The 26,343-nt window shown below is 65.3% G+C and carries 21 protein-coding genes; 18 read left to right on the forward strand and 3 right to left on the reverse strand.

The window, feature by feature from the left end:
• Positions 1–25: 25 nt before the first annotated feature.
• Genes HWX36_RS12330 through yjfF form a run of 3 tightly spaced genes read left to right on the forward strand, consistent with a single transcriptional unit; the run spans position 26 to position 3,662 of the window.
• Positions 26–1,540 carry a sugar ABC transporter ATP-binding protein gene (locus HWX36_RS12330; RefSeq protein WP_175952360.1) on the forward strand — a complete coding sequence of 505 codons (1,515 nt, stop codon included), beginning with the start codon at positions 26–28 and terminating at the stop codon, positions 1,538–1,540.
• Positions 1,537–2,577 (forward strand): ABC transporter permease, encoded by a 1,041-nt coding sequence (locus tag HWX36_RS12335; protein ID WP_175952361.1) that lies wholly within the window; start codon positions 1,537–1,539, stop codon positions 2,575–2,577. Before HWX36_RS12330 ends, HWX36_RS12335 begins: the two co-directional genes overlap by 4 nt.
• Positions 2,574–3,662, forward strand: a complete 1,089-nt coding sequence (gene yjfF / locus HWX36_RS12340; RefSeq protein ID WP_175952362.1) for a galactofuranose ABC transporter, permease protein YjfF — start codon at positions 2,574–2,576, stop codon at positions 3,660–3,662. Before HWX36_RS12335 ends, yjfF begins: the two co-directional genes overlap by 4 nt.
• Positions 3,663–3,799: 137 nt before the next feature.
• On the opposite strand, the gene HWX36_RS12345 is transcribed toward yjfF, so the two are convergent.
• A complete protein-coding gene (locus tag HWX36_RS12345; RefSeq protein ID WP_175952363.1) occupies positions 3,800–6,148 on the reverse strand; it encodes a sensor histidine kinase in 2,349 nt (782 codons plus the stop codon).
• Positions 6,141–6,977, reverse strand: coding sequence for a response regulator (locus HWX36_RS12350; RefSeq protein ID WP_175952364.1), 837 nt, complete (start codon positions 6,975–6,977; stop codon positions 6,141–6,143). The genes HWX36_RS12345 and HWX36_RS12350 overlap by 8 nt, the downstream gene beginning before the upstream one ends.
• Before the next feature lie 1,432 nt (positions 6,978–8,409).
• On the opposite strand from HWX36_RS12350, the gene HWX36_RS12355 reads away from it, so the two are divergent.
• The 8 genes from HWX36_RS12355 (at position 8,410) to HWX36_RS12390 (ending at position 19,692) form a co-directional block, all read left to right on the forward strand.
• Complete coding sequence (locus tag HWX36_RS12355) at positions 8,410–13,110, forward strand: YadA-like family protein (protein WP_175952365.1); 4,701 nt, start codon at positions 8,410–8,412, stop codon at positions 13,108–13,110.
• Positions 13,111–13,154: 44 nt separating this feature from the next.
• Positions 13,155–13,550: an outer membrane protein assembly factor BamE gene (bamE, locus tag HWX36_RS12360; protein ID WP_175952366.1), complete on the forward strand. Its 396-nt coding sequence runs from the start codon at positions 13,155–13,157 to the stop codon at positions 13,548–13,550.
• 180 nt (positions 13,551–13,730) lie between these two features.
• Positions 13,731–14,621, forward strand: coding sequence for a LysR family transcriptional regulator (locus HWX36_RS12365; RefSeq protein WP_175952367.1), 891 nt, complete (start codon positions 13,731–13,733; stop codon positions 14,619–14,621).
• A gap of 136 nt (positions 14,622–14,757) precedes the next feature.
• On the forward strand, positions 14,758–15,429 hold the full coding sequence (locus HWX36_RS12370) for an epoxyqueuosine reductase QueH (RefSeq protein ID WP_175952368.1): 672 nt from the start codon (positions 14,758–14,760) through the stop codon (positions 15,427–15,429).
• A gap of 620 nt (positions 15,430–16,049) precedes the next feature.
• Positions 16,050–17,033 (forward strand): DUF1852 domain-containing protein, encoded by a 984-nt coding sequence (locus HWX36_RS12375; protein WP_175952369.1) that lies wholly within the window; start codon positions 16,050–16,052, stop codon positions 17,031–17,033.
• Between the two features lie 27 nt (positions 17,034–17,060).
• Positions 17,061–18,095 carry a methionine synthase gene (locus HWX36_RS12380; protein ID WP_175952370.1) on the forward strand — a complete coding sequence of 345 codons (1,035 nt, stop codon included), beginning with the start codon at positions 17,061–17,063 and terminating at the stop codon, positions 18,093–18,095.
• 454 nt (positions 18,096–18,549) lie between these two features.
• A complete protein-coding gene (locus tag HWX36_RS12385; protein WP_175952371.1) occupies positions 18,550–19,059 on the forward strand; it encodes a flavin reductase family protein in 510 nt (169 codons plus the stop codon).
• Between the two features lie 315 nt (positions 19,060–19,374).
• On the forward strand, positions 19,375–19,692 hold the full coding sequence (locus tag HWX36_RS12390; RefSeq protein WP_175952372.1) for a hypothetical protein: 318 nt from the start codon (positions 19,375–19,377) through the stop codon (positions 19,690–19,692).
• A 297-nt stretch (positions 19,693–19,989) separates the two neighbouring features.
• Here HWX36_RS12390 and HWX36_RS12395 read toward each other — a convergent pair whose 3' ends face one another.
• Complete coding sequence (locus HWX36_RS12395) at positions 19,990–20,178, reverse strand: hypothetical protein (protein WP_175952373.1); 189 nt, start codon at positions 20,176–20,178, stop codon at positions 19,990–19,992.
• A 124-nt stretch (positions 20,179–20,302) separates the two neighbouring features.
• Between HWX36_RS12395 and HWX36_RS12400 the strand changes: the two genes are divergently transcribed.
• The 7 genes from HWX36_RS12400 to HWX36_RS12430 all read left to right on the forward strand — a co-directional run bounded on the left by HWX36_RS12400 (position 20,303) and on the right by HWX36_RS12430 (position 26,336).
• On the forward strand, positions 20,303–20,518 hold the full coding sequence (locus HWX36_RS12400) for a DUF3820 family protein (RefSeq protein ID WP_085040099.1): 216 nt from the start codon (positions 20,303–20,305) through the stop codon (positions 20,516–20,518).
• Between the two features lie 134 nt (positions 20,519–20,652).
• A complete protein-coding gene (locus HWX36_RS12405) occupies positions 20,653–21,162 on the forward strand; it encodes a DUF1269 domain-containing protein (RefSeq protein WP_175952374.1) in 510 nt (169 codons plus the stop codon).
• A 289-nt stretch (positions 21,163–21,451) separates the two neighbouring features.
• Complete coding sequence (locus HWX36_RS12410; protein WP_175952375.1) at positions 21,452–21,967, forward strand: hypothetical protein; 516 nt, start codon at positions 21,452–21,454, stop codon at positions 21,965–21,967.
• A gap of 104 nt (positions 21,968–22,071) precedes the next feature.
• Positions 22,072–23,220, forward strand: a complete 1,149-nt coding sequence (locus HWX36_RS12415) for a cytochrome c oxidase subunit II (RefSeq protein WP_175952376.1) — start codon at positions 22,072–22,074, stop codon at positions 23,218–23,220.
• Between the two features lie 31 nt (positions 23,221–23,251).
• Positions 23,252–25,012, forward strand: coding sequence for a cytochrome c oxidase subunit I (gene ctaD, locus HWX36_RS12420; RefSeq protein WP_175952377.1), 1,761 nt, complete (start codon positions 23,252–23,254; stop codon positions 25,010–25,012).
• Positions 25,009–25,620: a cytochrome c oxidase subunit 3 gene (locus HWX36_RS12425; RefSeq protein ID WP_175952378.1), complete on the forward strand. Its 612-nt coding sequence runs from the start codon at positions 25,009–25,011 to the stop codon at positions 25,618–25,620. The genes ctaD and HWX36_RS12425 overlap by 4 nt, the downstream gene beginning before the upstream one ends.
• Positions 25,617–26,336, forward strand: a complete 720-nt coding sequence (locus HWX36_RS12430; protein ID WP_175952379.1) for a heme-copper oxidase subunit III family protein — start codon at positions 25,617–25,619, stop codon at positions 26,334–26,336. Before HWX36_RS12425 ends, HWX36_RS12430 begins: the two co-directional genes overlap by 4 nt.
• Positions 26,337–26,343 lie beyond the last annotated feature (7 nt).

The following is a 26,343-nucleotide window of genomic DNA, read 5'->3' on the forward strand; positions in this document are numbered from 1 at the left end:
CGGCAACCGCTCCGAGGGAGGGTTCATGACGCATCCGCCGGTGGTCGAGATGATCGGCATCGACAAGTCGTTTCCGGGCGTCAGCGCGCTGCAGCGCGTGAGTTTCCGGCTGTTTCCGGGCGAGATCCACGCGTTGATGGGCCAGAACGGCGCGGGCAAGTCGACGCTGATCAACGTGCTCACCGGCGTGCATGCGCACGACGTGGGCGAGATTCGCGTCGGCGGCCGAGCCGTGCGCTTTGCCGCGCCGCGCGAAGCCGAGGCGGCCGGCATCCAGACGCTCTACCAGGAAGTGAACCTCTGCGCGAACCTGTCGGTCGCGGAGAACATCTTCGCGGGCCGGCAGCCGATGCGGCGCGGCGCGATCGACTGGAACGCGATTCATGCGCGCTCGCGTGCGGCGCTGGCCGAACTCGACCTGTCGCTCGACGTCACGCGCTCGCTCGACGCGTATCCGATCGCCGTGCAGCAGATGGTCGCGATCGCACGGGCCGTGTCGGTCGATGCGCGCGTGCTGATTCTCGACGAGCCGACGTCGAGCCTCGACGACGGCGAGGTCGCGCGGCTGTTCGACGTGCTGCGCCGGCTGAAGGCATCGGGCATCGCGATCCTGTTCGTCACGCACTTTCTCGAGCAGACCTATGCGGTGTCCGACCGGATCACCGTGATGCGCAACGGCGAGCGCGAAGGCGAGTACCTGGCGCGCGACCTGCCGGTCGATGCGCTCGTCGCGAAAATGACCGGCCGCGAGCGGATGCCCGACACGCTGCAGGCGGGCGCCGCGGCCGTCGAGCACACTGCCGGCGGCGCGGAACCGTTCCTGTCGATGCAGCAGGTCGGCCGGCGCGGGATGATGAACCCGCTCGACCTCGACGTGCGGCCCGGCGAGATCGTCGGGCTGGCGGGGCTGCTCGGCTCGGGGCGCACCGAAGCCGCGCAGCTGGCATTCGCCGCGGAACGCGCCGACACCGGCGCGATCGAGATCGACGGGGCGCGCACGCGGCTCGCGTCGCCGCACGACGCGGTCCGGCACGGCATCGCCTACTGCCCGGAGGACCGCAAGAAGGAGGGCATCGTCGCCGCGCTGTCGATCCGCGAGAACATCGTCCTCGCGCTGCAGGCGCGGCGCGGCTGGTGGCGGTTGATCGGGCGGGCGCGCCAGCGCGAGCTCGCCGAGACGTACATCGCGCGGCTCGGCATCAAGGCGCGCGACGCGGAGCAGCCGATCGGCCTGCTGTCGGGCGGCAACCAGCAGAAGGTGCTGCTCGCGCGCTGGCTCGCGACGGAACCGAAGCTGTTGATCCTCGACGAGCCGACGCGCGGCATCGACGTCGCCGCCAAATTCGACATCATGGAGCGCGTGCTCGCGCTGTGCGCGCAGGGGCTCGCGATCCTGTTCATCTCGTCGGAGATCAGCGAAGTCGTGCGCGTGAGCCACCGGATCGCGGTGTTGCGCGACCGCCGCAAGGTCGCCGAACTCACCGGCGCGGATGCGTCCGAGGAGCAGGTGTACCGGCTGATCGCGGGAGGCCAGTCATGACGCCGCTGCGCACGCTGTTTCGTCATTCGCTCGTGTGGCCGGCGTTGACGCTCGTGTTGCTGTTCGCGCTCGACGTCGCGCATCGCCCGGGCTTCCTGTCGATCACGCTGCTCGACGGCCACCTGTTCGGTGCGCCGGTCGACATCCTGAACCGCGCGGCGCCGCTCGTGATCGTGTCGCTCGGGATGACGCTCGTGATCGCGACCCGCGGGATCGACATCTCGGTCGGCGCGATCGTCGCGATCGCGGGGGCGGCCGCGGCGATCGTGCTCGACGCGGATCCGTCGCGGGTCGGCCTGGCGCTGGCCGCGGCGCTCGGCGTCGGGCTGCTGGCCGGGGCATGGAACGGGCTGCTGGTGGCGTTCGTCGGGATGCAGCCGATCATCGCGACGCTGATCCTGATGGTGGCCGGCCGCGGCGTCGCGCAACTGCTGACGGGCGGCCAGATCATCCCGATCGGCGCGCCCGGCTACCTCGCGCTCGGCGGCGGCTATCTCGCGGCCGCGCCGTGCGCGGTGTGGATCGCGGTCGCGACGATCGCCGCGACCGCGCTGCTGGTGAACCGCACGGCGCTCGGGCTGTTCATCCGTGCGATCGGCGTGAACCCGGTCGCGACACGGCTCGTCGGGCTGCGCTCGGGCGCGGTCGTGTTCGGCGTGTATCTGTGCTGCGGCGTGATGTCGGCGCTCGCGGGCATCCTGGCAAGCTCGAACGTGCGCAGCGCCGACGGCAACAACGCGGGGCTGCTGCTCGAGCTCGATGCGATCCTCGCGGTGACGCTCGGCGGCACGTCACTGCTCGGCGGCCGTTTCAGCCTCGCCGGCTCGGTGCTCGGCGCGCTGATCATCCAGACGCTGACCTACACGACCTATTCGATCGGCGTGCCGCCGGAGGCGACGCTCGTCGTCAAGGCGGTCGTCGTGATCGTCGTGACGCTGATCCAGTCGGACGCGGCGCGCGCGCTGGTCGTCCGGCATGCGTCGCGATTGCTGTCTTCCGCGCGTTCGCGCGCCACTTCCGGAGCGACGCCGCGATGAACCGATTCCTTGGCCGGCTCGCCGACCCGCGCACGCTGCCAATCGTCGTGACGATCGTGCTGTTCGTCGCGCTGTTCGGCTTCGGGTCCGTGACCTACACGGGCTTTTTCTCGATGCAGGTGCTCACCGGGCTGCTCGTCGACAACGCATTCCTGTTGATCGTCGCGATCGGGATGACATTCGTGATCGTGTCGGGCGGGATCGACCTGTCGGTCGGTTCGGTCGTCGCGCTGACGACGATCTTCTGCGCGGTCGGCGCCGAGCGGCTGCACTGGCCCGTGTGGGCGATCGTGCCGCTGGTGCTCGCGTTCGGCGCGCTGTATGGCGCGGCGATGGGCGCGTTGATCCATTGTTTCCGGCTGCAGCCGTTCATCGTCACGCTGGCCGGGATGTTTCTCGCGCGCGGCGCGTGCTTCCTGATCACCACGCAGTCGATCACGATCAACGAGCCGGTGTTTCATGCGATCGCGGGCTTCAGCGTGCCGGTCGGCGGCGGCATGCTGAGCGCCGGCGCGCTGATCGCGCTCGCGACGCTGGCCGGCGCGATCTACGTCGCGCATTTCACGCGCTTCGGCCGTAACGTCTACGCGATCGGCGGCAACGAGCGTTCGGCGCTGCTGATGGGGTTGCCGGTCGCGCGCACGAAGATCGGCGTCTATGCGCTGAGCGGCTTCTGTTCGGCGCTCGGCGGCGTGGTGTTCACGCTGTACGTGCTGTCGGGTTACGGGTTGCAGGCGCAGGGGATGGAGCTCGACGCGATCGCCGCGACCGTGATCGGCGGCACGCTGCTCACGGGCGGCGTGGGCTACGTGGTCGGCTCGGTGTTCGGCGTCGGCATCCTCGGCACGATCCAGGTGCTGATCACGTTCGACGGCACGTTGAGTTCGTGGTGGACGCGGATCGTGATCGGCGCGCTGCTGTGCGTGTTCTGCGTGCTGCAACGGGTGATCGAACGGCACGCAACGCGGCGGCGCACGGGCGGCACGGGGCTCGGCGCGCCGAGACCGAAATGCGACCCGGTGCGGGCGCGGCCGGCATCGCCCGACGAGGGCGCCGAACTGGTTTCGACGATGCGGCGGCTGTAGCGCGCGCATTGTCCGGCGGGGGGCGCGGCACAACGCGTCCCGACGTGACGGCGGGCGGTGCGCCGATGCGCGGGCGGTCGCCTCCGGCGGCCGGCCGGTGCCCGATCGGCGCGTGAGCGCTGCGGCGGCCCGCGCGGTCAGGCCGGCCCGGCGGTGTCGGCTTCGGCGTCGCACGCCGCAGCGGCGCCGCGCGCATGTTTCAGCGAGCCGGCCAGTTTCGCGATCGCGTCCAGGTCCAGTGCATCGAGGTGTTCGTGTACGTCTCGCACGAAGCGCGCGTAATCCGGCTCGTCCGCATACCGGCCGAGCCATGCCTCGATATCGGTGAGCTGCCCGTTGTCGGCCAGCAGGATCAGTTGGTCGAGCGCATCGTCGGGCGGGCACGGCATCGCGGGCGCGGGGAGGTCCGGTTCGGCGTCGCCGTCCGGATGAAACCGCCGGACGAGTTCCGGCACCGGCACGAGCGCGTGCCCGACGGCCGGCGCGACGACCGCGAACGAGAATGCCGTGCCGACGCCCGGCTGGCTGGCCACGGCCAGCTCGCCGCCCATCGCGCCGACGATGCGCTGCGCGATGAACAGGCCGAGCCCGGTGCCGCCGTTCACGGCCTGCACCTGCTGGTACGCGCGGAAGATGTCGCGGTTTCCGCTGACGTCGATCCCGATGCCCGTATCGGCCACTTCGAACAGCAGGCGCCAGGTGTCGCCTTCGCGCGCGGCATGAATCGACAGCGTGACCGTGCCGTCGCGCGTGAACTTCGACGCGTTGGACAACAGGTTGAGCAACACCTGCTGCAGGCGCATGCCGTCGATCGACACCGTGCTCGGCAGCGGCGTGGCCGGCCGGTAGACGAACCGGTTGTCCTGTTGCGCGCACAGCGCGACCGCGTAGCGGCCGATATCGTCGAGCAGGCCGGGCAGGTCGGTCGCGTCCGGCGACACGCCGAGCGGCTGCAGCTCGGCCTTCGTGAACGCGAGCAGTTCGTCGATCAGCGTGAGCTGGTAGCGGATGCTGCGGTCGATCGAGCGGATCAGCCGCGCCTGGCCGCGCGTCGCGCCTTGCAGCAGCAGCTTCGCGTAGCCGTTGATCGTGGACAGCGGCGCGCGCAGGTCGTGGCTGACGTAGCCGAGCGTCTCGATCTTCTGCTGCATGTGGGTCGTCACCTGTTGCAGCGCGTCGTTGAGCGCGAGTGTGCGGCGTGCGACTTCGTCGCGCAGGCGATCCTGTTCGGTGAGCTGCCAGTGCTCGAGCCGCTTCCTCGCCTCGGTGCGCTGGCGGCCGACGTGGTGGATCCATGCGGCCAGCACCAGCAGGTGCGTGGCGAGACCGACGATCGCGATGACGGGGTTCGGGAAGATGTCGGATTTCAGCCAGGCGAGCGCGGGCGGCAGCGTGTTCATGCCGTCGAGCACGCGGATCAGCATGTTGAAGGTGGCGAAGGCGACTGCAATCAGCATCACGCGGCCGGTCGGCGTCCGGCGGATCGCGAGCACCAGCGCGACGCTGATGTTGACGATCCCGACCAGCGCGTTCAGCCGCAGGCAGAACCACGTGAACGTCAGCAGGTCGCCGCACGCGGCGCCGACCATGCCGATGCCTTCGAGCGCGAGGAAGGCCGTGTAGATCGCGCGCATCGGCAGCTTCGCCTGCTCGCGCCGGGCGACTATCAGGATGAACACGATGAAGCAGGAGATCGCCAGGTACGCGAAGACGATTTCGCCGCGCGCCGACCATTCACGCAGCGCAGGCGGCAACGCCGTCGCCAGATAGCCGCGGTAAGCCGCTTCGAACAGCGTCGTACCCAGCGCCACCGCGGCCAGCACGTGGAACACGCCGCTGCGCGAAAAGAACCCGATCAGCAGCGCGCACCACACGAGCGCGAGCAGCCCGCCGAAGAAGCCGAAGTCCCACATCGTCGCGCGCCGTTCCAGCGCATCCCACGCCGCACGCGTGAACGCGGCCGGCGCGAGCCGCATTTCCTTGCGCGACGTGACGCGGATCAGGACGGGGAGGCTTTCGCCGGCGCGCAACGTGACGTCGAGCGCCGGGTAGCGCGAGGGCGGCCCGGCGGCATCCCCGCCGGCGCCGGCGGCCGGGAAGCGGCTGTCGAGCGTCCACCGGCCGTTCCGGCCGATATAGAAGTCCGCCCGGTCGACGCGCGCGTCGCGAATCGCGAGCACCAGCGGGCGTGCGGCGCCGTCGCGGTTGGTCAGTGTTGCGCGGATCCACCATGCCGATCGCGAGAACTCGACGTTGAACGACGCCGTGCTGGCCACCGGCGTGCCATGAACCGGATCGGCGAGCCGTGCGGCGACCTGGTCGGCGGACATCGTCGTGCTCGCGTCCTCGAACACCGATACGGCGTCCAGTTGCGCGGGGTTCGGCGCCGGCGCGGCGCGCGCCGTCGCGCAGGTGACGGCCATCGCGAGCAGAAGCAGCAGCGTCGCGCGACATCCGGCTGCCCATGCCGCGTGGCGCCTACCCATCGTGATGGTGCTCCGCGGGTGCGACGGGAGGAGCATTGACCGCATGGCGCTGGCGCCGCCAGTCGGACGGCGTGCTGCCGAAGCGTTCGCGGAACGCGGTCGCGAAGTTGCCGGGCGTGGAAAAGCCGATTTCCTCGGCGATGTCGCCGATCCCCATCGACGTCTCCGCGAGGAAGTGCATCGCGGCGCGCAGGCGCGTGTCGCGCAGATATTCGAACACGGTCTGGCCGAGATGGTCGCGGAACACGCGGGACAGGCGCTTTTCGTGCGTACCGACCTGCCTGGCGAGTTCCTCGAGCGCCGGCGGATGGCGCAGGTCGCGCAGCAGGACCTCGGACGCCGCGCGCACGAGGGCCGCATCGGGGTTGTCGGGCAGCTCGGGCAGATGGGCGAACGGCTGGCTGCGCCGCGCCCGTTTCAGGTGATTGCGGATCCGGGCCAGCACTTCGGTCGGCTCGAACGGCTTGATGATGTAGTCGATCGCGCCCGTTTCGAGCCCGGCGATGCGATCCGTGAGGTCGCCCGCGGCCGTCAGGATGATGACCGGGATCGATTGCGTCGAAGGCGTCGACGCCAGCAGCCGGCACGCGGCGAAGCCGTCCATGCGCGGCATGCGGACATCCATCAGGATCAGGTCGGGCGCGATCGCCTGGGCACGGTGATAGGCCTGCAGCCCGTCGAACGCGACGCTGATCCGGCACCGTGCGGCACGCAGGATTTCGGTCAGGAGCCGCAGGTCGTTCGGGCGATCGTCGACGACAAGAATATGGGCGTCGGCGAGATCCGGCGTGGGACGAGGCGACGCCGAACTGGACAAGCGGGATGACATGGTGGCGGACGCGTTGGAAGGGTGGCCGGTCAGGGTGAGCGCATCGCTATGTGCGCGATTGTTGCGAAAAATTATATGCCGACAACAGCGCATGTTGTGAGGATTCCGCGCGACCCGTGGGGGCTTGTGCGACAAGGTGCTGCGTGTTGGCCGCCATTGCGTTCCATCGCATGGAATGGAAGCGGAAAAACGTGCCGAATCGATTTCAAATAATCGGCCTTTATTTCCGGATCAATTGCGAAAAATTGGCTTTTTTACGAATGAAGAATCAGTCTGGCGTGCGTCTGGGTGTTGGTATGTGGAATGTAAATAAGATGAAGGTCGGAGCGTTTGACTGATTAATTTTTTGTCGATTCATGGCATGGAACCGTGCTAGTCGGGAAATCGCGTTTTGCTCCGGAATGTATGAATGTAAATGCCGTCCGCTCGGGAAAAGTATTTTTCCGCTCGAGAAAAGGTTCGTTCGGACGGATACCAGCACACTAGCCCCGGCGCGGCTGGAATCGGTTCTTTCGAGGCGGACGAGATCGCGTGGATCGCATGTCGAAGTTCCATCCCGGTGCATGCGATACCAATGTGACATTGCACGATGTGATCCCCCATGATATGGGATTGCGGCGGTAAACGAATAACTGGCACGAGGGTGATGCAAATTTCATAATTCGCCGAATACGTTGTCATATAAGAGCAATCGGTGAATTCTGAAATGCGGTTGGATGTGAGATACCGGTCGAGACGAAATGGTCAAGGAAATTCGATCGATTAATTCGGGCAGGGGTCGTCCGGCAAGTCGTCGATGCAATTCCGGAAATCCGGAAAATGCGTTTGAATGCCGGACGGAAAGGGTGAGTGGCTGCGCGCTGGCTGTCCGAGGGTTCGATCCGTCGGGGGACGGCCGCGCGCGGTGCGCTTTCGAATCAGGCGGGCACGAAAACGATGAATACAGCAGGCATGACAGGCCAACGCCCCGGTTCGCACGAACCGGCGGCGCATGCTTCAGTCCCGGGGATCGCATGGCGTCATCCTCCCCCTGAATGAAACAGGGCGGGCCGCCCCCCCGGGTGCGGGCCGGCTTTCGCCCATCCGGCGTCCGAGTGACGCTTTCCCATGAGAGTCAAGATCGTCGCTGATCCGGCGCGACGGCGCACGCACGCGCGAAAGCGCGGCGCGCAGCGTGCCGCCGGGCCTGCCACGCCGGCGTCCATGATTCGATAACCGGCGATCGTCGCGTTGCATCGTGTCGACGGACACGGGCGGCGTGCGGTCGCGCGATCCATCGCGAATGTCGTGCAGCGTTGCTCAGCTGTTTAGTTAGTGATCCAAAGTGAATAAGAGGCGTCGCGAGGCGGACGGGAAGGTGCAGAGGGTGCTCTCGCCTGCCGCCGCGTTCGCCGTTGCGTCATCCAGCACATGAGAACCGAGGGAAGACAAGATGAACAAGTCGTTCAAGTCGATCTGGAACGAAGCATTGGGAGCCTGGGTTGCGGCTTCGGAGCTTGATCGTGCGCGCGGAAAGCGCGTCGCGTCGTCGCGTGGCGCGCCGGAGCGTGCCACGGACGGAAGAGCCGCGGCCTGCGCGGGCACGCCTTCGGCTCCGTCGCTCAGGCGGCTCACCATGCTGATGGCGTCCGCGTATCTCGCGCTGTTCCATGCCGGCGCGCACGCGCAGTACCAGCCGGATGGCGGCTCGGCTACCGGCGGTGTCACGTCGATCGCGATCGGCGTCGGTTCGAGTGCCGCGCAGCAGAATTCCACGGCGCTGGGCAACCTGTCGACGGCGCAGGGCTTGTCGGCCACGGCGCTCGGCCCGGGTGCGCATGCGATGGGCGACGGTTCGACGGCCGTCGGCATCAACGCGCAGGCGACCGGCGTCAACAGCGCATCGATGGGCGTGCAGGCGATCGGTTCGGGCAACTACTCGGTCGCGATCGGCAACCAGTCGAATGCGACGCAAAGCGGATCGGTGGCGATGGGCAGCGGGGCGTCCGCAACCGGCGTGTCGGCCATCGGGCTCGGCAACAACGCGACGGCTTCCGGTCAGTATGCCGCCGCGCTGGGCCTCGGGGCCGTCTCTTCCGGCATGGCCAGCATCGCACTCGGCTATTCGTCGCAAGCCATCAATCAAGGCGCGATCGCGCTCGGCAATCAGTCGACGAGTTCGGGCGCGGCCGGGGTTGCCGTGGGGAGCGGTGCGCTGGCGTCCGGCAATTCCGGCGTCGCGATGGGCGTCAATGCCGGCGCGAAAGGCGCGACGTCGATCGCGATCGGCTGGGGCGGGACAGCCGGCGTACCGGGTTCGGGCACGCAGTCGCTCGGCGCCAGTTCGATCGCGCTGGGCTCGAAAACGACGGCAGGCGCCGACAATGCCCAGGCGTACGGCTTGAGCGCCAATGCGTCGGGCGTCAGTTCGGTTGCGATGGGCGTTCAGTCGACGGCGACGCAGCAGTTTGCGGTCGCGCTCGGCAATCTTGCGCTCGCGACCGGCATATCGGCGACTGCATTGGGCTCGGGTGCAACGGCGTCCGCCACGAATGCGACGGCCATCGGCATCAACAGCGTCGCGGCGGCGGCTTCCACCGTGGCGATCGGCGACAGCAACTCGGTCGCGGCCGCGGCGGGTGCGGGCTCGATTGCCGCCGGCAACAACTCGACGGTGCTCGGCGGTATCGGCGCCGTCGCCCTCGGCGCGGGCCAGACGGTCAGCGGCAACGGTGCGGTGGCGATCGGCGATCCCAGTACCGCGATCGGCACCGGCGCGGTCACGGCCGGTTCGAACAACACGGCGAACGGCGACGGCGCGGTGGCGATCGGCAATTCGAACAACGCGCAGGGCGCCGGCTCGCTCGCGCTCGGCAACACGTCGACGGCCGCGGCTGCCGGTGCGGTGGCGTTCGGGGCATCGGCCGTGGCGAACAATGCCGGCGATGTCGCGCTCGGCTCGGGCTCGACGACGGCCGCGCCGAATCCGACGGCGAGCGCGACGATCGGCGGCGTGACGTACACGTTCAAAGGCACGACGCCGACGAGCGTCGTCAGCGTCGGCGCGGCAGGCACCGAGCGCCAGATCACCAACGTCGCGGCCGGGCGCATCAACGCCGCGAGCACGGATGCGATCAACGGGTCGCAGCTCGATGCGACGAACCAGGCGGTGAATTCGCTGTCGACGTCGACGGCGTCGAGCGTCGGTTCGTTGTCGACGGGGGTGTCGTCGTTGTCGACCGGGCTGTCGTCGGCCAACAGCGCGATCACGTCGCTGTCCACGTCGGCTTCGACGGGTATCGGCTCGCTATCGACGGGGTTGAGCTCGACCAACAGCTCGGTGACGTCATTGTCGACCTCCACGTCGACCGGATTGTCGTCGGCCAATAGCGCGATCACGTCGTTGTCGACTTCGGCCTCGACCGGCATCAGCTCGTTGTCGACGGGCCTGAGTTCGACCAATAGCTCGGTGACGTCGTTGTCGACCTCCACGTCGACCGGATTGTCGTCGGCCAATAGCGCGATCACGTCGTTGTCGACTTCGACCTCGACCGGCATCGGCTCGCTGTCGACCGGCCTGAGCTCGACCAACAGTTCGGTGACGTCGTTGTCCACCTCGACGTCGACGGGTATCGCCTCGCTGTCCACCGGCCTGAGCTCGACCAACAGCGCGGTGACGTCATTGTCGACGTCCGCATCGACCGGCCTGTCGTCGGCCAACAGCTCGATCGCATCGCTGTCCACGTCGACGTCGACGGGCATCACCTCGTTGTCGACGGGGCTGAGTTCGACGAACAGCGCCGTCAGGTCATTGTCGACCTCCACGTCGACCGGCCTGTCGTCGGCCAACAGCTCGGTGGCGTCGCTGTCGACTTCGACGTCGACCGGCATCAGTTCGCTGTCCACGGGGCTGAGTTCGACGAACAGCGCGGTGACGTCGCTGTCGACGTCCACGTCGACGATCGTCGGTTCGCTGTCCACCGGCCTGAGCTCGACCAACAGCACGGTCACGTCGCTGTCCACGTCGACGTCGACCAGCATCAACTCGCTGTCCACCGGCCTGAGTTCGACGACCAGCTCGATCGTGTCGTTGTCGACCTCGACCTCGACGATCGTCGGTTCGCTGTCCACCGGCGTCGCTTCGCTGTCCACCGGCCTGAGCACGACCAACAGCAACGTCACGTCGCTGTCGACCGCGACCTCGACGAGCATCGGTTCGCTGTCGACCGGGCTCAGTTCGACGACCAGCTCGATCACGTCGCTGTCGACTTCGACCTCGACGACCATCGGCTCGCTGTCCACCGGCCTGTCGAGCACGAACAGCAACCTGACGTCGCTGTCCACCGCGACGTCGACGGGCATCGGTTCGCTGTCGACCGGCCTCAGCTCGATCGCCAGCAACAACACCAATCTCGGCAACAGCACGGCGGGCGCGATCGGCGGCGGGGCCACCTACGATCCGACGACCGGGAAGATTTCCGCGCCGTCGTACGTGACGTACAACAGCGACGGTTCGACGACGATCAACAACAACGTCGGCTCGGCGATCGACAACATCAACGCGAACGGCATCAAGTATTTCCACGCGAACTCGACCGCACCGGACAGCCAGGCGCTCGGGCTCGACAGCGTCGCGATCGGCCCGAACGCGGTCGCGAAGGTGGACGGCAGCATCGCGCTCGGCGCCGGCTCGGTGTCCGATCGCGCGACGGTGCCGGCCTCCGGCGTGATCCGCAACGGCAGCGCGTCGATTCCGTTCAACACGACCGACCAGACGTTGCTGGGCGCGGTGTCGGTCGGCGACGCCGCCAGCAAGACGTATCGCCAGATCACCAACGTCGCGGACGGCACCGGGCAGCAGGACGCCGTGACCGTGCGGCAACTGGCCGGCGCGCTGCAGTCGTTCGCGGTCACGAGCCAGAAGTATTTCCATGCGAACTCGACGGCCGTGGATTCGCTCGCGGTGGGCACGGATTCGGTCGCGGTCGGCCCGACGACGGTCGTCAACGGCGATAACGGCGTGGGCATCGGCAACGGCGCGATCGTCGACGCCACCGCGCCGGGCGGCGTGGCGATCGGACAGGCGGCCAGCGCCGCGCAGGCCGACGCGCTCGCGCTCGGCAGCGGCGCGACGGCAACCGGCGCGCAGTCGGTTGCGCAGGGCGCCAACGCGGTCGCGGCCAGCGTGGGCAGCGTCGCGCTCGGATCGGGCGCGCACAGCACGGCGACCGATGCGCTCGCGCTCGGCGCCGGCGCGTCGGCGACCTATGCGAACAGCGTCGCGCTCGGCGCGGGGTCGCTGACGACGGTCGGCGCGCAGACGAACTACATCGCGTACGGCCTGAGCAGCCCGCAGTCGTCGGCCGGCGAGGTCAACGTCGGCAACCGGCAGATCACCGGCCTCGCGGCCGGCAAGAACGGCACCGACGCGGTGAACGTGTCGCAGCTCGACTCGGTCGCCAACCAGTTGACGACGCTGATCACGCAGCGCACGTCCAACCTCGGCGGCTCGTACACGACGAATCCGGCCGGCACGAACCTGCCGCCGGGCTCGACGGGGTCGAACTCGTCGGCGGGCGGCTCGGGGGCGGTCGCGTCGGGCTCGAACAGCACGGCGGTCGGCAACGGGGCGCTGGCGTCGGGCAACGGGTCGACCGCGATCGGCGTCGGCTCGAGCGCGACGGGCAGCAATTCGGCCGCGATCGGCACGGGCAGCAACGACGGCGGCCGCTCGAACGTCGTCGCCGTGGGCTCGGCGGATTCGGCACGGCAGGTCGTCAACGTCGCGGCCGGCACGCAGGGCACCGACGCGGTCAACGTGAACCAGCTGAACGCGAGCGTGGGCAACACGCTGTCGCAGGCGAACAGCTACACGGACGGCCAGGTCGCCAGCCTGCGCAACAGCCTAGACAGCTACCGCCGCGACGCGGACGGCGGCACGGCGACGGCGATGGCCGTGGCCGGCCTGCCGCAACCGTCCGGGCCCGGCAAGAGCATGGTCGCGCTGGCCGGCAGCGTGTATCGCGGCCAGTCCGGGCAGGCGCTCGGCATTTCGACGATCTCGGAGAACAACCACTGGGTCTACAAGGCGGCCGTCTCGACCAACACGCGCGGCGCGTATGGCGCGGTGGTCGGTGCCGGGTATCAGTGGTGAGCCGCGGCCCGTGCCGATTCCCTTCCATTCAGACAATGGCAAACATGAACGCAAATCTTGCAAAGTTCGCGGCCGCGGCGCTGCTCGCCGCCGCCGGCCTGACCGGATGCGCCACGCAGCAGGGCGATCCGCCGTTCCCGTCGGCCGATACGGCCACGCTGCCCGAGGGCACGTACCCGAATCCCGCCAACCTGGCGCAGGTCCATCCGGGCGTGACGAAGAACCAGCTGTACGAACTGCTCGGCCCGCCGCATTTCCACGAGTGGATCTTCCACGTGCGGACGTGGAACTACCTGTTCCAGTTCCGCGACGCCGGCAAGGTCGCGACCTGCCAGTACCAGATCCAGTTCGATTCGGATAACCGCGTCGTGAAGACGCGGTGGGACAAGCCGGAGTGCGAGGCCTTCGGCGGGAAGGAGGCGGGCGGCAAGGAAGGCTGACGCAGCGTGACCGGCCCGCGGGCCGGTTGGCGGGCGCCGATGTCGCGGGTTCATCGGCGCCCGCCACCGCATTGCCGCGCAGGGCGCGAGAGGCGCCCGGTGCCGCTGCGAATCGCAAGCGCGCAAACGATGAAGTAAAATCGCTCTATCTCAATAAAATATGAATTTTACTCATCCACCATGCTTGATCGTATTCATTTGTCCATCGTGCAAGAGGTGGAAAAGCAAGGTTCGCTGACCGCGGCCGCAGGCGTCCTGCACGTGACGCAGTCGGCTTTGAGCCACAGCATGAAGAAACTGGAACAGCAGCTCGGCACCGACATCTGGCTGCGCGAAGGCCGCAGCCTGCGCCTGACCCAGGCCGGCCAATACCTGCTGGCCGTGGCCAACCGGGTGCTGCCGCAGCTGAATCTGGCCGAGGAACGCTTGCGGCAGTTCGCCCAGGGGGAGCGCGGCACCCTGCGCATCGGCATGGAGTGCCACCCCTGTTACCAGTGGCTGCTGAAAGTCGTGTCGCCCTATCTGGCCGCGTGGCCGGATGTGGACGTAGACGTAAAACAAAAATTCCAGTTTGGCGGCATCGGCGCGCTGTTCGGTTACGAGATCGACCTGCTGGTCACACCCGATCCGCTGGACAAGCCAGGCCTGATATTCGAACCGGTATTCGACTACGAGCAAGTCCTGGTTGTCGCCGGCAATCACGAGCTGGCCAGGGAGGAATACGTCAAGCCCAAGCAGCTGGCCAATGAGGTGCTGGTGACCTACCCGGTGCCGGTCGACCGCCTGGATATCTACAGCATGTTCCTCACGCCGGCCGGAATCACGCCCAGGCGCCACAAGGCGATCGAGACCACCGACATCATGCTGCAGATGGTCGCCAGCGGCCGCGGCGTGGCTGCGCTGCCACGCTGGCTGGTGCTGGAATACGCGGACACGATGGATGTGGTGCCGGTACGGCTGGGCAAGAACGGCATCGCCAAGCACATCTATCTGGGCGCTCGCGAGGCGGATGTCGGTATCGACTACCTGCGTGCATTTATCGAACAGGCGAAAAGGCCGGACCTGGCTTGATGCGTCGCGGCAGCGGGTTCCATGAGCGGCCTTCATGGGAACATGAAAATATATCCATTTTCATTTCTTCCGGCCGGAGGCCACAATGCGCGGCGACTCCGTTCGACGGACGCGGGCGTATTTCAAGGCACTTCTCATGGCATCCTCAATCGAACGCACGCCATTGGCGTTACCCGGCGGGCACAGGAAAGTGCTGCTGCATTCCTGCTGCGCTCCTTGCTCGGGCGAAGTGATGGAAGCCATGCAGGCGTCCGGCATCGACTTCACGATCTTCTTCTACAACCCGAATATCCATCCGCTGAAGGAATACGAACTCCGCAAGCAGGAAAACATCCGGTTTGCAGAGCAATTCGGTATCCCGTTCATCGATGCCGACTACGACCGCGACAACTGGTTCGAGCGTGCCAAGGGAATGGAACACGAACCGGAGCGCGGCATCCGCTGCACCATGTGCTTCGATATGCGTTTCGAACGCACGGCCTTGTATGCGCACGAACACGGTTTCCCGGTCATCACCAGTTCGTTGGGCATCTCGCGATGGAAGAACATGCAACAGATCAACGAGTGCGGTGTGCGCGCGGCCTCGCACTATCCCGACATGCTGTATTGGGAATACAACTGGCGCAAAGGCGGCGGCTCGGCGCGCATGATCGAGATCAGCAAGCGGGAAAACTTCTACCAGCAAGAATATTGCGGCTGCGTCTACTCGTTGCGCGACACCAATCGGCATCGCCTGGAAAGCGGCCGGGAACGCATTCAACTGGGCGTGAAGTTCTACGGCGACGACGCCGCCGCGATCGAGTCCTGAGCGCGCCATCCGTGCCCGGATCAACAAGCCGAACGGCTTGAAGGCGCCGGACTCGAGCAGAACTCCGGTCGCGCTGCGTACCGTCCGACGCATGTCCCGGATCGCCAGGGGGCAGGCCTTTGGCATGGCGCTGGAGCCTCGGAAGCGACTCGGCACCGACCTGCGCCCTTTGCCTGCTGCGATTCAGCACAAGATCGAACCGGCTTTCGGCCCATGCCATTCGTCGTTCGTCGCCCGTTGCTTCCGCAGTGAGGGACGTCTTCTTCACGCACGCCGCATTTCACGGTTCGCCGCGCGATTCGATCCGGAGCAAGCGCATCCGCTTATCGCGCGAGGCGTTCGCCACGCGCGCGCCATGACTGTGCCGTCAGGCCATGAAGGGGCGGATGGAGAGGAGCGAGTGCGCGGGCAAACCAACAGGCACACCGCACCATGAATGTGGCTAATGGGTCGATGAGATAAATTCACTTTTTTTCATGGATGGTCCGGCATAGAATTTCGACTTGAATGCCGATGTCAACAATATTTCTGAGCAAAAATCAGAAAATACAATCGGAAAGCATTGAAAAGTCACGGCCTGAATTCAGGCTTTATCTCGGAAATCAGGGTGCCAGATCAAAATGAGTCAGGATTTTAAATTTGCCATCAAGCGTATTTGCTTCGATGAAGACTATCGGCCGTCAGACAGCACGCGTATCACGACCAACTTCGCCAACTTGGCTAGAGGTGCGAGTCGTCAAGAGAACTTGCGCAATACATTCAGGATGATTAACAACCGGTTCAATGCGCTGGCGCATTGGGACAATCCTGAAGGTGATCGCTATGCCGTCGAGCTTGAAATCATTTCCGTCGAAATGAGCGTTGATGGCGAAAGCCGTGGCAATCCGCTCCCTTTGATCGAGATATTGAAAACCAATATTGTCGACCGAAAGACCAATGAGCGCATCGAAGGCATCGTAGGGAATAACTTCTCGTCTTACGTGCGGGATTATGACTTCAGCGTTCTGTTGCTGGAGCACACCAGGAATCAGTCCGAGTTCAGCACGCCGGAGAATTTTGGAGATCTGCACGGCAAGCTGTTCAAGTGCTTCGTGAATTCAAGCGCCTACAAGGCCAATTTCAAGAAGCCGCCCGTCATCTGCCTGAGCGTGTCGAGTAGCAGGACCTATTATCGGACCGCCAATCAGCATCCGGTATTGGGTTTTGAATACGAGCAGGACGAATACTCGCTGACTGACGAGTATTTCAAAAAAATGGGGTTGAAGGTTCGCTATTTCATGCCTCCGAATAGCGTTGCGCCTTTGGCATTCTATTTTTCCGGCGATTTGCTTGGCGACTACAGCGATCTCGAGCTTATCGGCACCATCAGCACGATGGATACGTTCCAGAAGATCTATCGGCCCGAGATTTACAATGCGAATTCCGCGGCAGGAAAATTCTATCGGCCAAGCCTGAAGCATCAGGATTTTTCACTGACCCGAATTGTTTACGATCGGGAAGAACGCAGCCGGCTGGCTATCGAGCAGGGAAGGTTTGTCGAGGAGCACTTCATCAAACCGTACCACGCTGTTCTTGAGCAGTGGTCCGCTAACTACGCTCTTTGATTAACCCAAAAACCACGGTCATCTATTGTGAAGAAATTGTTCCCGACTTCAACTGCCGGCAGCTTGCCCAAACCCTCCTGGCTCGCCCAACCCGAGACGCTCTGGTCGCCCTGGAAGTTGCAGGATGAGGAGTTGATTGATGGCAAACGAGATGCTTTGCGCTTGTCATTGCAAGAGCAGCAACATGCGGGCATCGATATCGTCAGTGACGGCGAGCAAACGCGCCAGCATTTTGTGACGACGTTCATCGAGCACCTCAGCGGCGTTGATTTCGCGCACCGCAAGACCGTTCGAATCCGTGATCGCTATGATGCCAGCGTGCCGACGGTCGTCGGTGACGTTGCTCGACAAAAGCCGGTTTTTGTCGAAGATGCGAGGTTTTTGCGCCAGCAGACCACGCAACCCATCAAATGGGCGCTGCCAGGCCCCATGACCATGATCGATACGCTTTACGACGATCATTACAAGAGTCGCGAAAAACTGGCCTGGGAGTTCGCAAAGATCCTGAACCAGGAAGCCCGGGAGCTGGAGGCTGCTGGCGTCGACATCATTCAATTCGACGAGCCCGCATTCAATGTTTTCTTCGATGAAGTGAATGATTGGGGCGTGGCGACCCTGGAGCGGGCAATTGAAGGTCTCAAGTGCGAGACCGCCGTGCATATTTGCTATGGCTATGGCATCAAGGCCAATACGGATTGGAAAAAGACGCTGGGGTCGGAGTGGCGCCAATACGAAGAAGCCTTTCCCAAGCTGCAAAAATCCAGTATCGACATGGTTTCGCTGGAATGCCGCAACTCGCGTGTTCCAATGGATCTGATCGAACTCATTCGAGGTAAAAAGGTCATGGTGGGGGCCATTGATGTGGCAACTAATACCATTGAAACGCCCGAGGAAGTCGCCGACACCTTGCGGAAGGCGCTTCAGTTTGTCGATGCCGACAAGCTCTATCCTTGCACCAACTGCGGCATGGCGCCCTTGTCTCGTGACGTCGCGAGAGGCAAGCTGAATGCTTTAAGTGCGGGCGCGGAAATCGTCCGGAGAGAACACTCGAACTCGTTCTGAGCTGAAGTCGATGCGATGCTCGGCAGGATCGAAGGCGATGGGTTTCAGGGAGTTTATTAGCAGGACTCCCTGAATCTGCTGAAATACGCCACCCGGGTTGCCGGAGTATCCAGTTGAAGCAAGCATCGTTGTCGACTCCGATCAAGCCGGCAAGCGCCAGCGGGCCCGAAGATAGTTTCCGATCGAAACGGGTCAGGCGACGCCGTGGAAGAGGGGCTCGCCCCGTTCAAGCCGCCGTTGTGGAAAGGCAAGGGGGCGGGTATCCGTTGATGGCGATGTTGCGCGTGCATCTGATGCAGCATTGATTCGGCTATCGCGAGTCCGCGACGGAAGAGGCGCCGTACGAGACCCCGATCCTGCGCCAGTTGGCAAAGGCTGAAGCGAGTCGAAATTTCCTGGCTGCTTCAGGCCTTCCTTGACATTTTCGAGCCGCCCCCGGCGTTCAGTATCTACCATGTCACTTTCCAGCACGGCCATCGAGCCATTGAGCTTTCGCGAAGCGCTCGGACACTACGCATCCGGCATCACGGTCATTGCATCGCACGTCGATGGTGAGCCGATCGGCTTCACTTGCCAGTCGTTCCATAGCGTGTCGATGAGCCCGCCGCTGGTGTCATTCAGCGTCATGTCCGGTTCGGCCAGCTATCCCAGGATTCGCCAGGCAGGTCGATTCGTCGTCAATATCCTGTCAGAGGGGCAAGTCTGGATTTCTAATCAATTTGCCCGGCGAGGCACGGACAAGTGGCATGGAGTCGAATGGCAGGAATCGCCGCTGGGTAACCCGATCATTGCCGGCAGCCTCCACTGGCTTGATTGCGAAATCCACGCCGAACACGTCGCGGGCGATTACCTGATCGTGATTGGTGAAGTGAAGGCGTTGAACCGGCAGGAAGCGGCCGCCACGCAGCCATTGCTGTATTTCAAAGGGCAATATCGCAACATCGCCGCGCATGGCGCGGTTTGAGCGTTCACGTTCGTTGCCCTCGTTGACGCGTCTATCGATTGAAAGCGTGACCGTTTACGTGAATTCGCCTGGCGCCGGAGCAAACGCGGCACTGCACCAATCCGTCAAATGTCGGGCCGGGTGGCGATCACGCCGGGTCGTCCGGCGGCCTGGATGACCTGTCCGGGATTCGAGGGAATCAGGAGGACGTCGGTTGCCGGCCGCTGCCTGACTGTCGAGTCCTCGCGTTTGATTCGACGCAAGCGCGCAGCGATTGCGTCTCCCGTGCCTGCAATGGCGAGTACACTGAAAATGCCTTGGAAACAGGAGAATGCGATGATCGACGCTGGCCCCCAAAGAACCTTCCGAGGGTTGCCGCTGACCGTGGAGCAGGACGCGGAAGTGAGGCACTACATCAAGGATCGAACTCGGCGCGGGCTGCCATGGGACACGCCGGAGTTGAGCGCAATGCTCAAGGACATGCTGCATCCCCCGGGTGACGGCGACGGCGATCCGGCTTCCGCGGCGGACGAAACCCGGGCAGCCGCCGAGCGTGCGACGGCTTCGGTTGACGAAGCGATGGATCCCATCGAGGCGAACGAGGAGTGGCACGCGGCGATGGAGTCGGAGGGCATGAAAGGGCCGAGACGATAGACGCGGTGCAACGCGCGCCGATTCCTGTAGCGCCGCATACGGGGCGTACGCGCCGTATGCCAGGCGTTTCAGGAATGCCACGTTCCGCGTAGCGCGTGCGCTGCGTCGCACCGGATGCGGCAGGACTGCCGACGCGCACGGCGCCCCCATCGTGAGCCGCCCGACACGCAATCCGTTCGCAGGTGATTCCGGACGCAGGTGATTTCGGACGCAGCCGGTCACGGCACCCGCGTCGCATGGCGCCAGCGAAACTGCGAGCGGCATCTCGTCGCCTAGCGCCCGGCAGCGGGCGCCCTGTCAGTGTCTGAGCACGCAGACGGCCACGATTTCGTATCCGGGGTCGGCATGCACGTGCGCCGCCTTTTCCGCTTCCTCATACGAACCAAACGACGTGGCATCTTCAACCGCCGGTGCCATGCCGATATCGCCATCCTCGGCGGTGCAGAGGAACTGCTCGCCGGTCTTCACGACGTAGACGGACAACATGATTCCCTCCATCGTTTGCAGGGGGGAATTCCAGTCTAGCAGGCCGGAAAAGGGGTGCAGGCGGTTTGCAGCGTCCTTTCCGCGAGGCCTGCGACCGACGCGAAAAGCCGTGCACAATACCGGCATGCAAAACCCCGACCTCGAACACCTCGTCACCGTCACCATGCCCTTTGGTAAATACAAGGGCCGGCTCATTGCCGACCTCCCCGGGCCTTACCTCAATTGGCTGGCCCGCGAAGGGTTTCCGCGCGGCGAAATCGGCCGGCAGCTTGCGCTGATGCACGAGATCGATCACAACGGCCTGCGAGGCTTGCTGGAGCCGTTGCGCAAACGTGGATAGCGCCGGTCGGATGCCATCGACGCAGCGCGCTGCGGCGGCCCCGCCTCGTCTGCGGAATCACCGCGCTGCCGCTGCTGACATAGAATAGAAAACAGTCCCTTGAGGACGAGTTGATGGCAAGAAAGGGGTGCCATATGAGACGCCTTTATTTCCTCGTACCCGATACGCAGATGGCGAAGGCCATCGTCGACGATCTACTGCGCGCACGTATCATCTGGCGCCATATCCACGTTCTCGCCGATCACAGTGTCACACTCGATCAGTTGCCCGAAGCATCGTTGCTGCAAAGCAGCGACGTCGTGCATGCGCTCGAACGCGGTGTCGCGCTCGGCGGCGCGGCCGGTGCGCTGATCGGACTCGTCGCGCTGGTATTTCCCCCGGCCGAGCTCGTGATCGCGGGCGGCGCCGTCGTCGGGTTGACGTTGGCGGGAGCGGGTTTCGGGGCGTGGACCGCCGCGATGATCGGCATCGCCGAGCCGAACGCGCGACTCCAGCGGTTTCGCGAGGCCATACAGGCAGGCCAGATCCTGATCATGGCCGACGTGCCGGCATTGCGAGAGCAGGAAATCGAAGAAATGGTCGCCCAGCATTTTCCGAAGGCGGACCTGGAGGGCGCCGAGCCTACTACACCGATTTTCCCCTGACGCGCGACAGCAAGCCGGCCTGCCCGACCGCCTGGTTCATCGATGCGTTTCGCCGATCGCGCCGTTGCATGGCAGTGGCCGCGCGTCGTGACGCGCCGACGGGCCGCCAAGGCGCCGATCCGGAACCGCGAACGGAACGCCGCCGCCGTGCCACGCGACGAGCGGGGCGTTCGCCGGTTGTGCAGGCGACCCTGTCCGCGAGGCCGGATCGCGCCAGGGGCGCAGGGCCGACTCGCGAGACGCCTTCGGAACCGAAGCGCCGACGTCGAACCGTCGGCAAGGAGGTCGTATGGAACTGCACATTCAATCTCACCATTGGGAGCGTCGTACGCCCGACTGGGTCGCCGCTGCCGTGGCCGGGCTCGCGGGCGGTGCGCTGGTGATCGCGCTGGAATTCGTCTGGTCGACCCTCGTGCTCGGCACAAGCCCGTGGCAACCGACCCACAAGATCGCGGCGATGGTGATGGGCCGCAGCGCGCTCGGCCAGCTGACGCAGTTCAACCTTGAAATCGTGGCGATGGCGCTGCTGCTGCACTACGTGCTCGGCGCGATCATGGGGATGATGCTCGCCGCGATCATGGCGCCTTTCCGCTTCGATTCGAGCGTGGGCATGGAAGCCGTGATCGGGCTGGCGTTCGGGATCGTCGCGTATGGGTGGAACTTCTACGTCATGACGGCCGTGTTCCCGTGGTTCGTCTCCGAGCGCGGTTCCGGGCCCTTGCTGGCCAACCTGTTGTTCGGCGTGGTTGCGGCCATCACCTACGGCAGGCTGGAACGATTGCGCAAGCAGAACGCGGGCGACTGACCCATCGCGCTTCCCGCCGCGCCGAGCTTGAACGCGCGGCGCCCGCGGGAGACACGGAACCTGGTGTCGGCGGCTCTGGCGAGTGACACACGGCGAGGCGGCCTATGGCCCTTGCGATTGCCCTGGTCCTGATCATCCTGTTGGCGGTGGGGTTTCACTTTGCCAGTCCGTGGTGGATCACGCCGATCGCGTCGAACTGGGTGCGCATGGACGACATGCTGACGATCACGCTCGTCATCACCGGTGCATTCTTCATCGCCATCAACCTGTTCATCGTGGTCGCACTGGTGCGCTATCGCCACCGCAGCGGGCATCGCGCGGCCTACGAACCGCACAACCGGAAGCTGGAATGGTGGCTGATCGGCCTGACCGTCGTCGGTGTGGCGGCGTTGCTGGCGCCGGGGCTGTTCGTCTACGCCGACTACATCCGGCCGCCGCGCAACGTGCTGCAGATGGAAGTGCTCGGCCAGCAATGGCAATGGCGGTTCCGCTTCGCCGGCCCCGGCGGCAAGCTGGGCACGACCGACGTGCGCTACATCAGCAACGACAACCCGTTCGGCCTGAATCCCGCCGACCCGAACGGACGCGACAACTACCTGATCGAGAGCCCCGAGGTGCACCTTCCGCTCAACCGGCCGATCCAGGTCCTGACACGGTCGCGCGACGTGCTGCACGACTTCTACGTCCCGCAGTTCCGCGCGCGGATGAACATGGTGCCGGGCATGGTGACCACCTTCTGGTTCACGCCGACCAGGGCAGGGCGTTACGACATTCTGTGCGCGCAGCTCTGCGGGATCGGCCACTCCGGCATGCGCGGCGTGGTGGTGGTGGAGGACGAAGCCGCGTTCTCGCGCTGGCTGGCGCGGCAGACCACGTTCGCGCAGCAGCAGCTGGCCCACGTGCAGGCCGCACCGGCCGCGGCGGGCGGCAGCGCGCAGGCGCTTGCCAACCTGGGCAAGACCCTCGCGGCGGCCAAGGGCTGCGTCGCCTGCCATACCGTGGACGGCAGCCCGCTCGTGGGCCCGACCTGGAAAGGCCTGTACGGCAAGACCGAAACGATGGCCGACGGCAGCACCGCGAAGGTGGACGAAGCCTATCTGCGCGCGTTCATCCGCAATCCGACGGCCCGCGTCGTGAAGGGCTTCTCGCCGATCATGCCGCACTTCGACCTGAGCGAGCAGGAACTGACCGCGCTGGTGGCCTATATCGAGGCACAGGGCGGGACACCGGCCCGCACCGCGGCCCAGCCGTAGCGGAACAGACGGAGCAGACGGAGCAGACGCCATGACCTATGCGCACACCGACCACGTCTCGCAGAGCTTCTGGACCCGCTACGTGTGGAGCCAGGACCACAAGGTCATCGCCGTGCAGTATGCGCTGACGGCCATCGCGATCGGCCTCGTCGGCCTCGTATTGTCGGACCTGATGCGGCTGCAGCTCGGCTTTCCGGGCAAGTTCGCGTTCATCGACGCGAACCACTACTACCAGTTCGTCACCATGCACGGCATGATCATGGTGATCTACCTGCTGACGGCGCTGTTCCTCGGCGGCTTCGGCAACTACCTGATCCCGCTGATGCTCGGTGCGCGCGACATGGTGTTCCCGTTTCTCAACATGCTGAGCTACTGGGTCTACCTGCTGGCCGTGCTGGTGCTGGTGTCGAGCTTCTTCGTGCCGGGCGGGCCGACCGGCGCCGGCTGGACGCTCTATCCGCCGCAGGCCATCCTGCCGGGCACGCCGGGCGTGGAATGGGGCATCGTGCTGATGCTCGTGTCGCTGGCGATCTTCATCGTCGCGGCCACGATGGGCGGCCTGAACTACGTGACCACCACGCTGCAGGCACGCACGCGCGGCATGACGCTGATGCGCATGCCGCTCACGGTGTGGGGCATCTTCATCGCGACCATCATGGCGCTGCTGGCGTTTCCGGCGCTGTTCGTGTCGGCGGTGATGATGCTGTTCGACCGGACGCTCGGCACCAGCTTCTTCATTCCGGCCGTGGTGTCGATGGGGCAGACGCTCAAGCACGCCGGCGGCAGCCCGCTGCTGTTCCAGCACCTGTTCTGGTTCTTCGGGCATCCGGAGGTCTACATCGTCGCGCTGCCGGCCTTCGGCATCGCGTCGGATCTCATCAGCACGCACGCGCGCAAGAGCATCTTCGGCTACCGGATGATGGTGTGGGCCATCGTCGTCATCGGCGCGCTGAGCTTCGTGGTCTGGGCGCACCACATGTTCATCGCCGGCATGAATCCGTACTTCGGTTTCTTCTTTGCCACCACCACGCTCATCATCGCCGTCCCGACCGCCCTCAAGGTCTACAACTGGGTGCTGACGCTGTGGCGCGGCGATATCCACCTGACCGTGCCGATGCTGTTCGCCATCGGCTTCATCAGCACCTTCGTGCTCGGCGGGCTGACCGGCCTCTACCTCGGCAACGTGAGCGTGGACATCCCGCTGTCGAACACGTACTTCGTGGTCGCGCACTTCCATATGGTGATGGCCGTGTCGCCGATCCTGGTGGTGTTCGGCGGCCTCTACCACTGGTACCCGAAGGTGACGGGCCGCATGCTCGACGACACGCTCGGTCGCGCGCACTTCTGGATCACCTTCGTCGGCACCTATGCGATCTACTTCCCGATGCACTATCTCGGCATCCTCGGCATGCCGCGGCGGTATTACGCGTATCAGGGCTACAGCTTCATTCCGCATTCCGCGCAGACGCTCAACACGTTCATCACGATCGTCGCGCTGATCGTCGCGGCGGCGCAGTTGCTGTTCCTGTTCAACCTCGCGTGGAGCCTCGTGCGCGGCCGGCGGGCCGGCGGCAATCCGTGGCGGGCCACCACGCTCGAATGGCAGACGCCGCAAACGCCGCCCGTGCACGGCAACTGGGGCGCGACGCTTCCCGTCGTCTATCGCTGGGCGTACGAATACAGCCCGCCGGGGCAAGAGGAAGACTTCGTGCCGCAGAACCAGCCGCCCGAGACCGCGCCTGAACCTGCACCGACCCATCCGGCACTGCACCCCGGCGAGGCGCACAAATGACCACGCTGCCGCGCCCCTTCGTGCCCGATGCGCCACCCGGCTTGCCGAATGCGGGCCGCACCGGCCTGGCCGTGTTCATGGCGGTTGCGACGATGTTGTTTGCGTTGCTGCTGCTTGCCTATGCGATGCGCATGCGTGAATCCGACTGGCAGCCGATCCCGCATCCGGCGCTGCTGTGGTGGAACACCGGCGCACTCGCGCTGGCCAGCATCGCGATGCAGCGTGCCCGGCAACCGACCCTGCACCGCACGGCGTGGCTGGTGGGCGGCGGCGTGCTCGCGGCCGGGTTCGTGATCGGGCAACTGGCCGCGTGGCGCGTGCTGTCGGCGGCCGGGCAGACCGTTGCCGTCAATCCGTCCAACAGCTTCCTCTACCTGCTCACCGGCCTGCACGGGCTGCATGTACTGGGCGGGCTGGCGGCGTGGGGCGTGACGATCGCGCAGCTCCGGCGCGCCGACCCGTTCCGCGCTCAACGCGCCATCGCGCTGTGCGCGCTCTACTGGCATTTCCTGCTCGCGGTCTGGCTCGTGCTGCTGGCGGCGATGTGGTGGCTGACCCCCGGGATCGTCGTCGCCATCTGCGGGCCGGTGTATGGAGCCGCGCCATGACCGCGCCCACGATCCACACCGAATCGGCGGCCGAATCGCCTGCGGCCCCGCCCGCCGATGCCCGGCCAGACGGCTGGCGCGGCATCGTCACGGACTGGTCGTCCGACCGCGAAGCCTTCAGGGTGCCGTGGGGCAAGGCGATGATGTGGATCTTCCTGCTGTCGGACACCTTCGTCTTCAGCAGCTTCCTGATCGGCTACATGACGGTGCGCATGTCGACCACGGCGCCGTGGCCCGATACCGCGAAAGTGTTCGGGCTCAGCGTCGGCGGCGTGGAAGTGCCGTTGCTGCTGATTGCCATCATGACGTTCACGCTGATCAGCAGCAGCGGCACCATGGCGATGGCCGTCAACTTCGGCTACCGGCGCAACGCGAGGCCCGCCGCCGCGCTGTTGCTGGCGACCGCGCTGCTGGGCGCGACCTTCCTGTCGCTGCAGGCGTTCGAATGGAGCAACCTGATTTTCCGTGAAGGGATTCGCCCGTGGGGCAACCCGCTGGGCGCGGCGCAGTTTGGCGCGTGCTTCTTCACGATCACCGGGTTCCACGGCTTCCACGTGACCTGCGGCGTGATCTACCTGCTGCTGATCGCACGCAAGATCCTGCAGCCGGGGTTCACCGAACACGGCAACTTCCAGATCGTCGAGATCGCCGGCCTGTACTGGCACTTCGTCGACCTGGTGTGGGTGTTCATCTTCGCGCTGTTCTATTTGTGGTGAGGCAGGC

This window comes from Burkholderia sp. BCC0405 (assembly GCF_902833075.1).
Classification (GTDB): domain Bacteria; phylum Pseudomonadota; class Gammaproteobacteria; order Burkholderiales; family Burkholderiaceae; genus Burkholderia.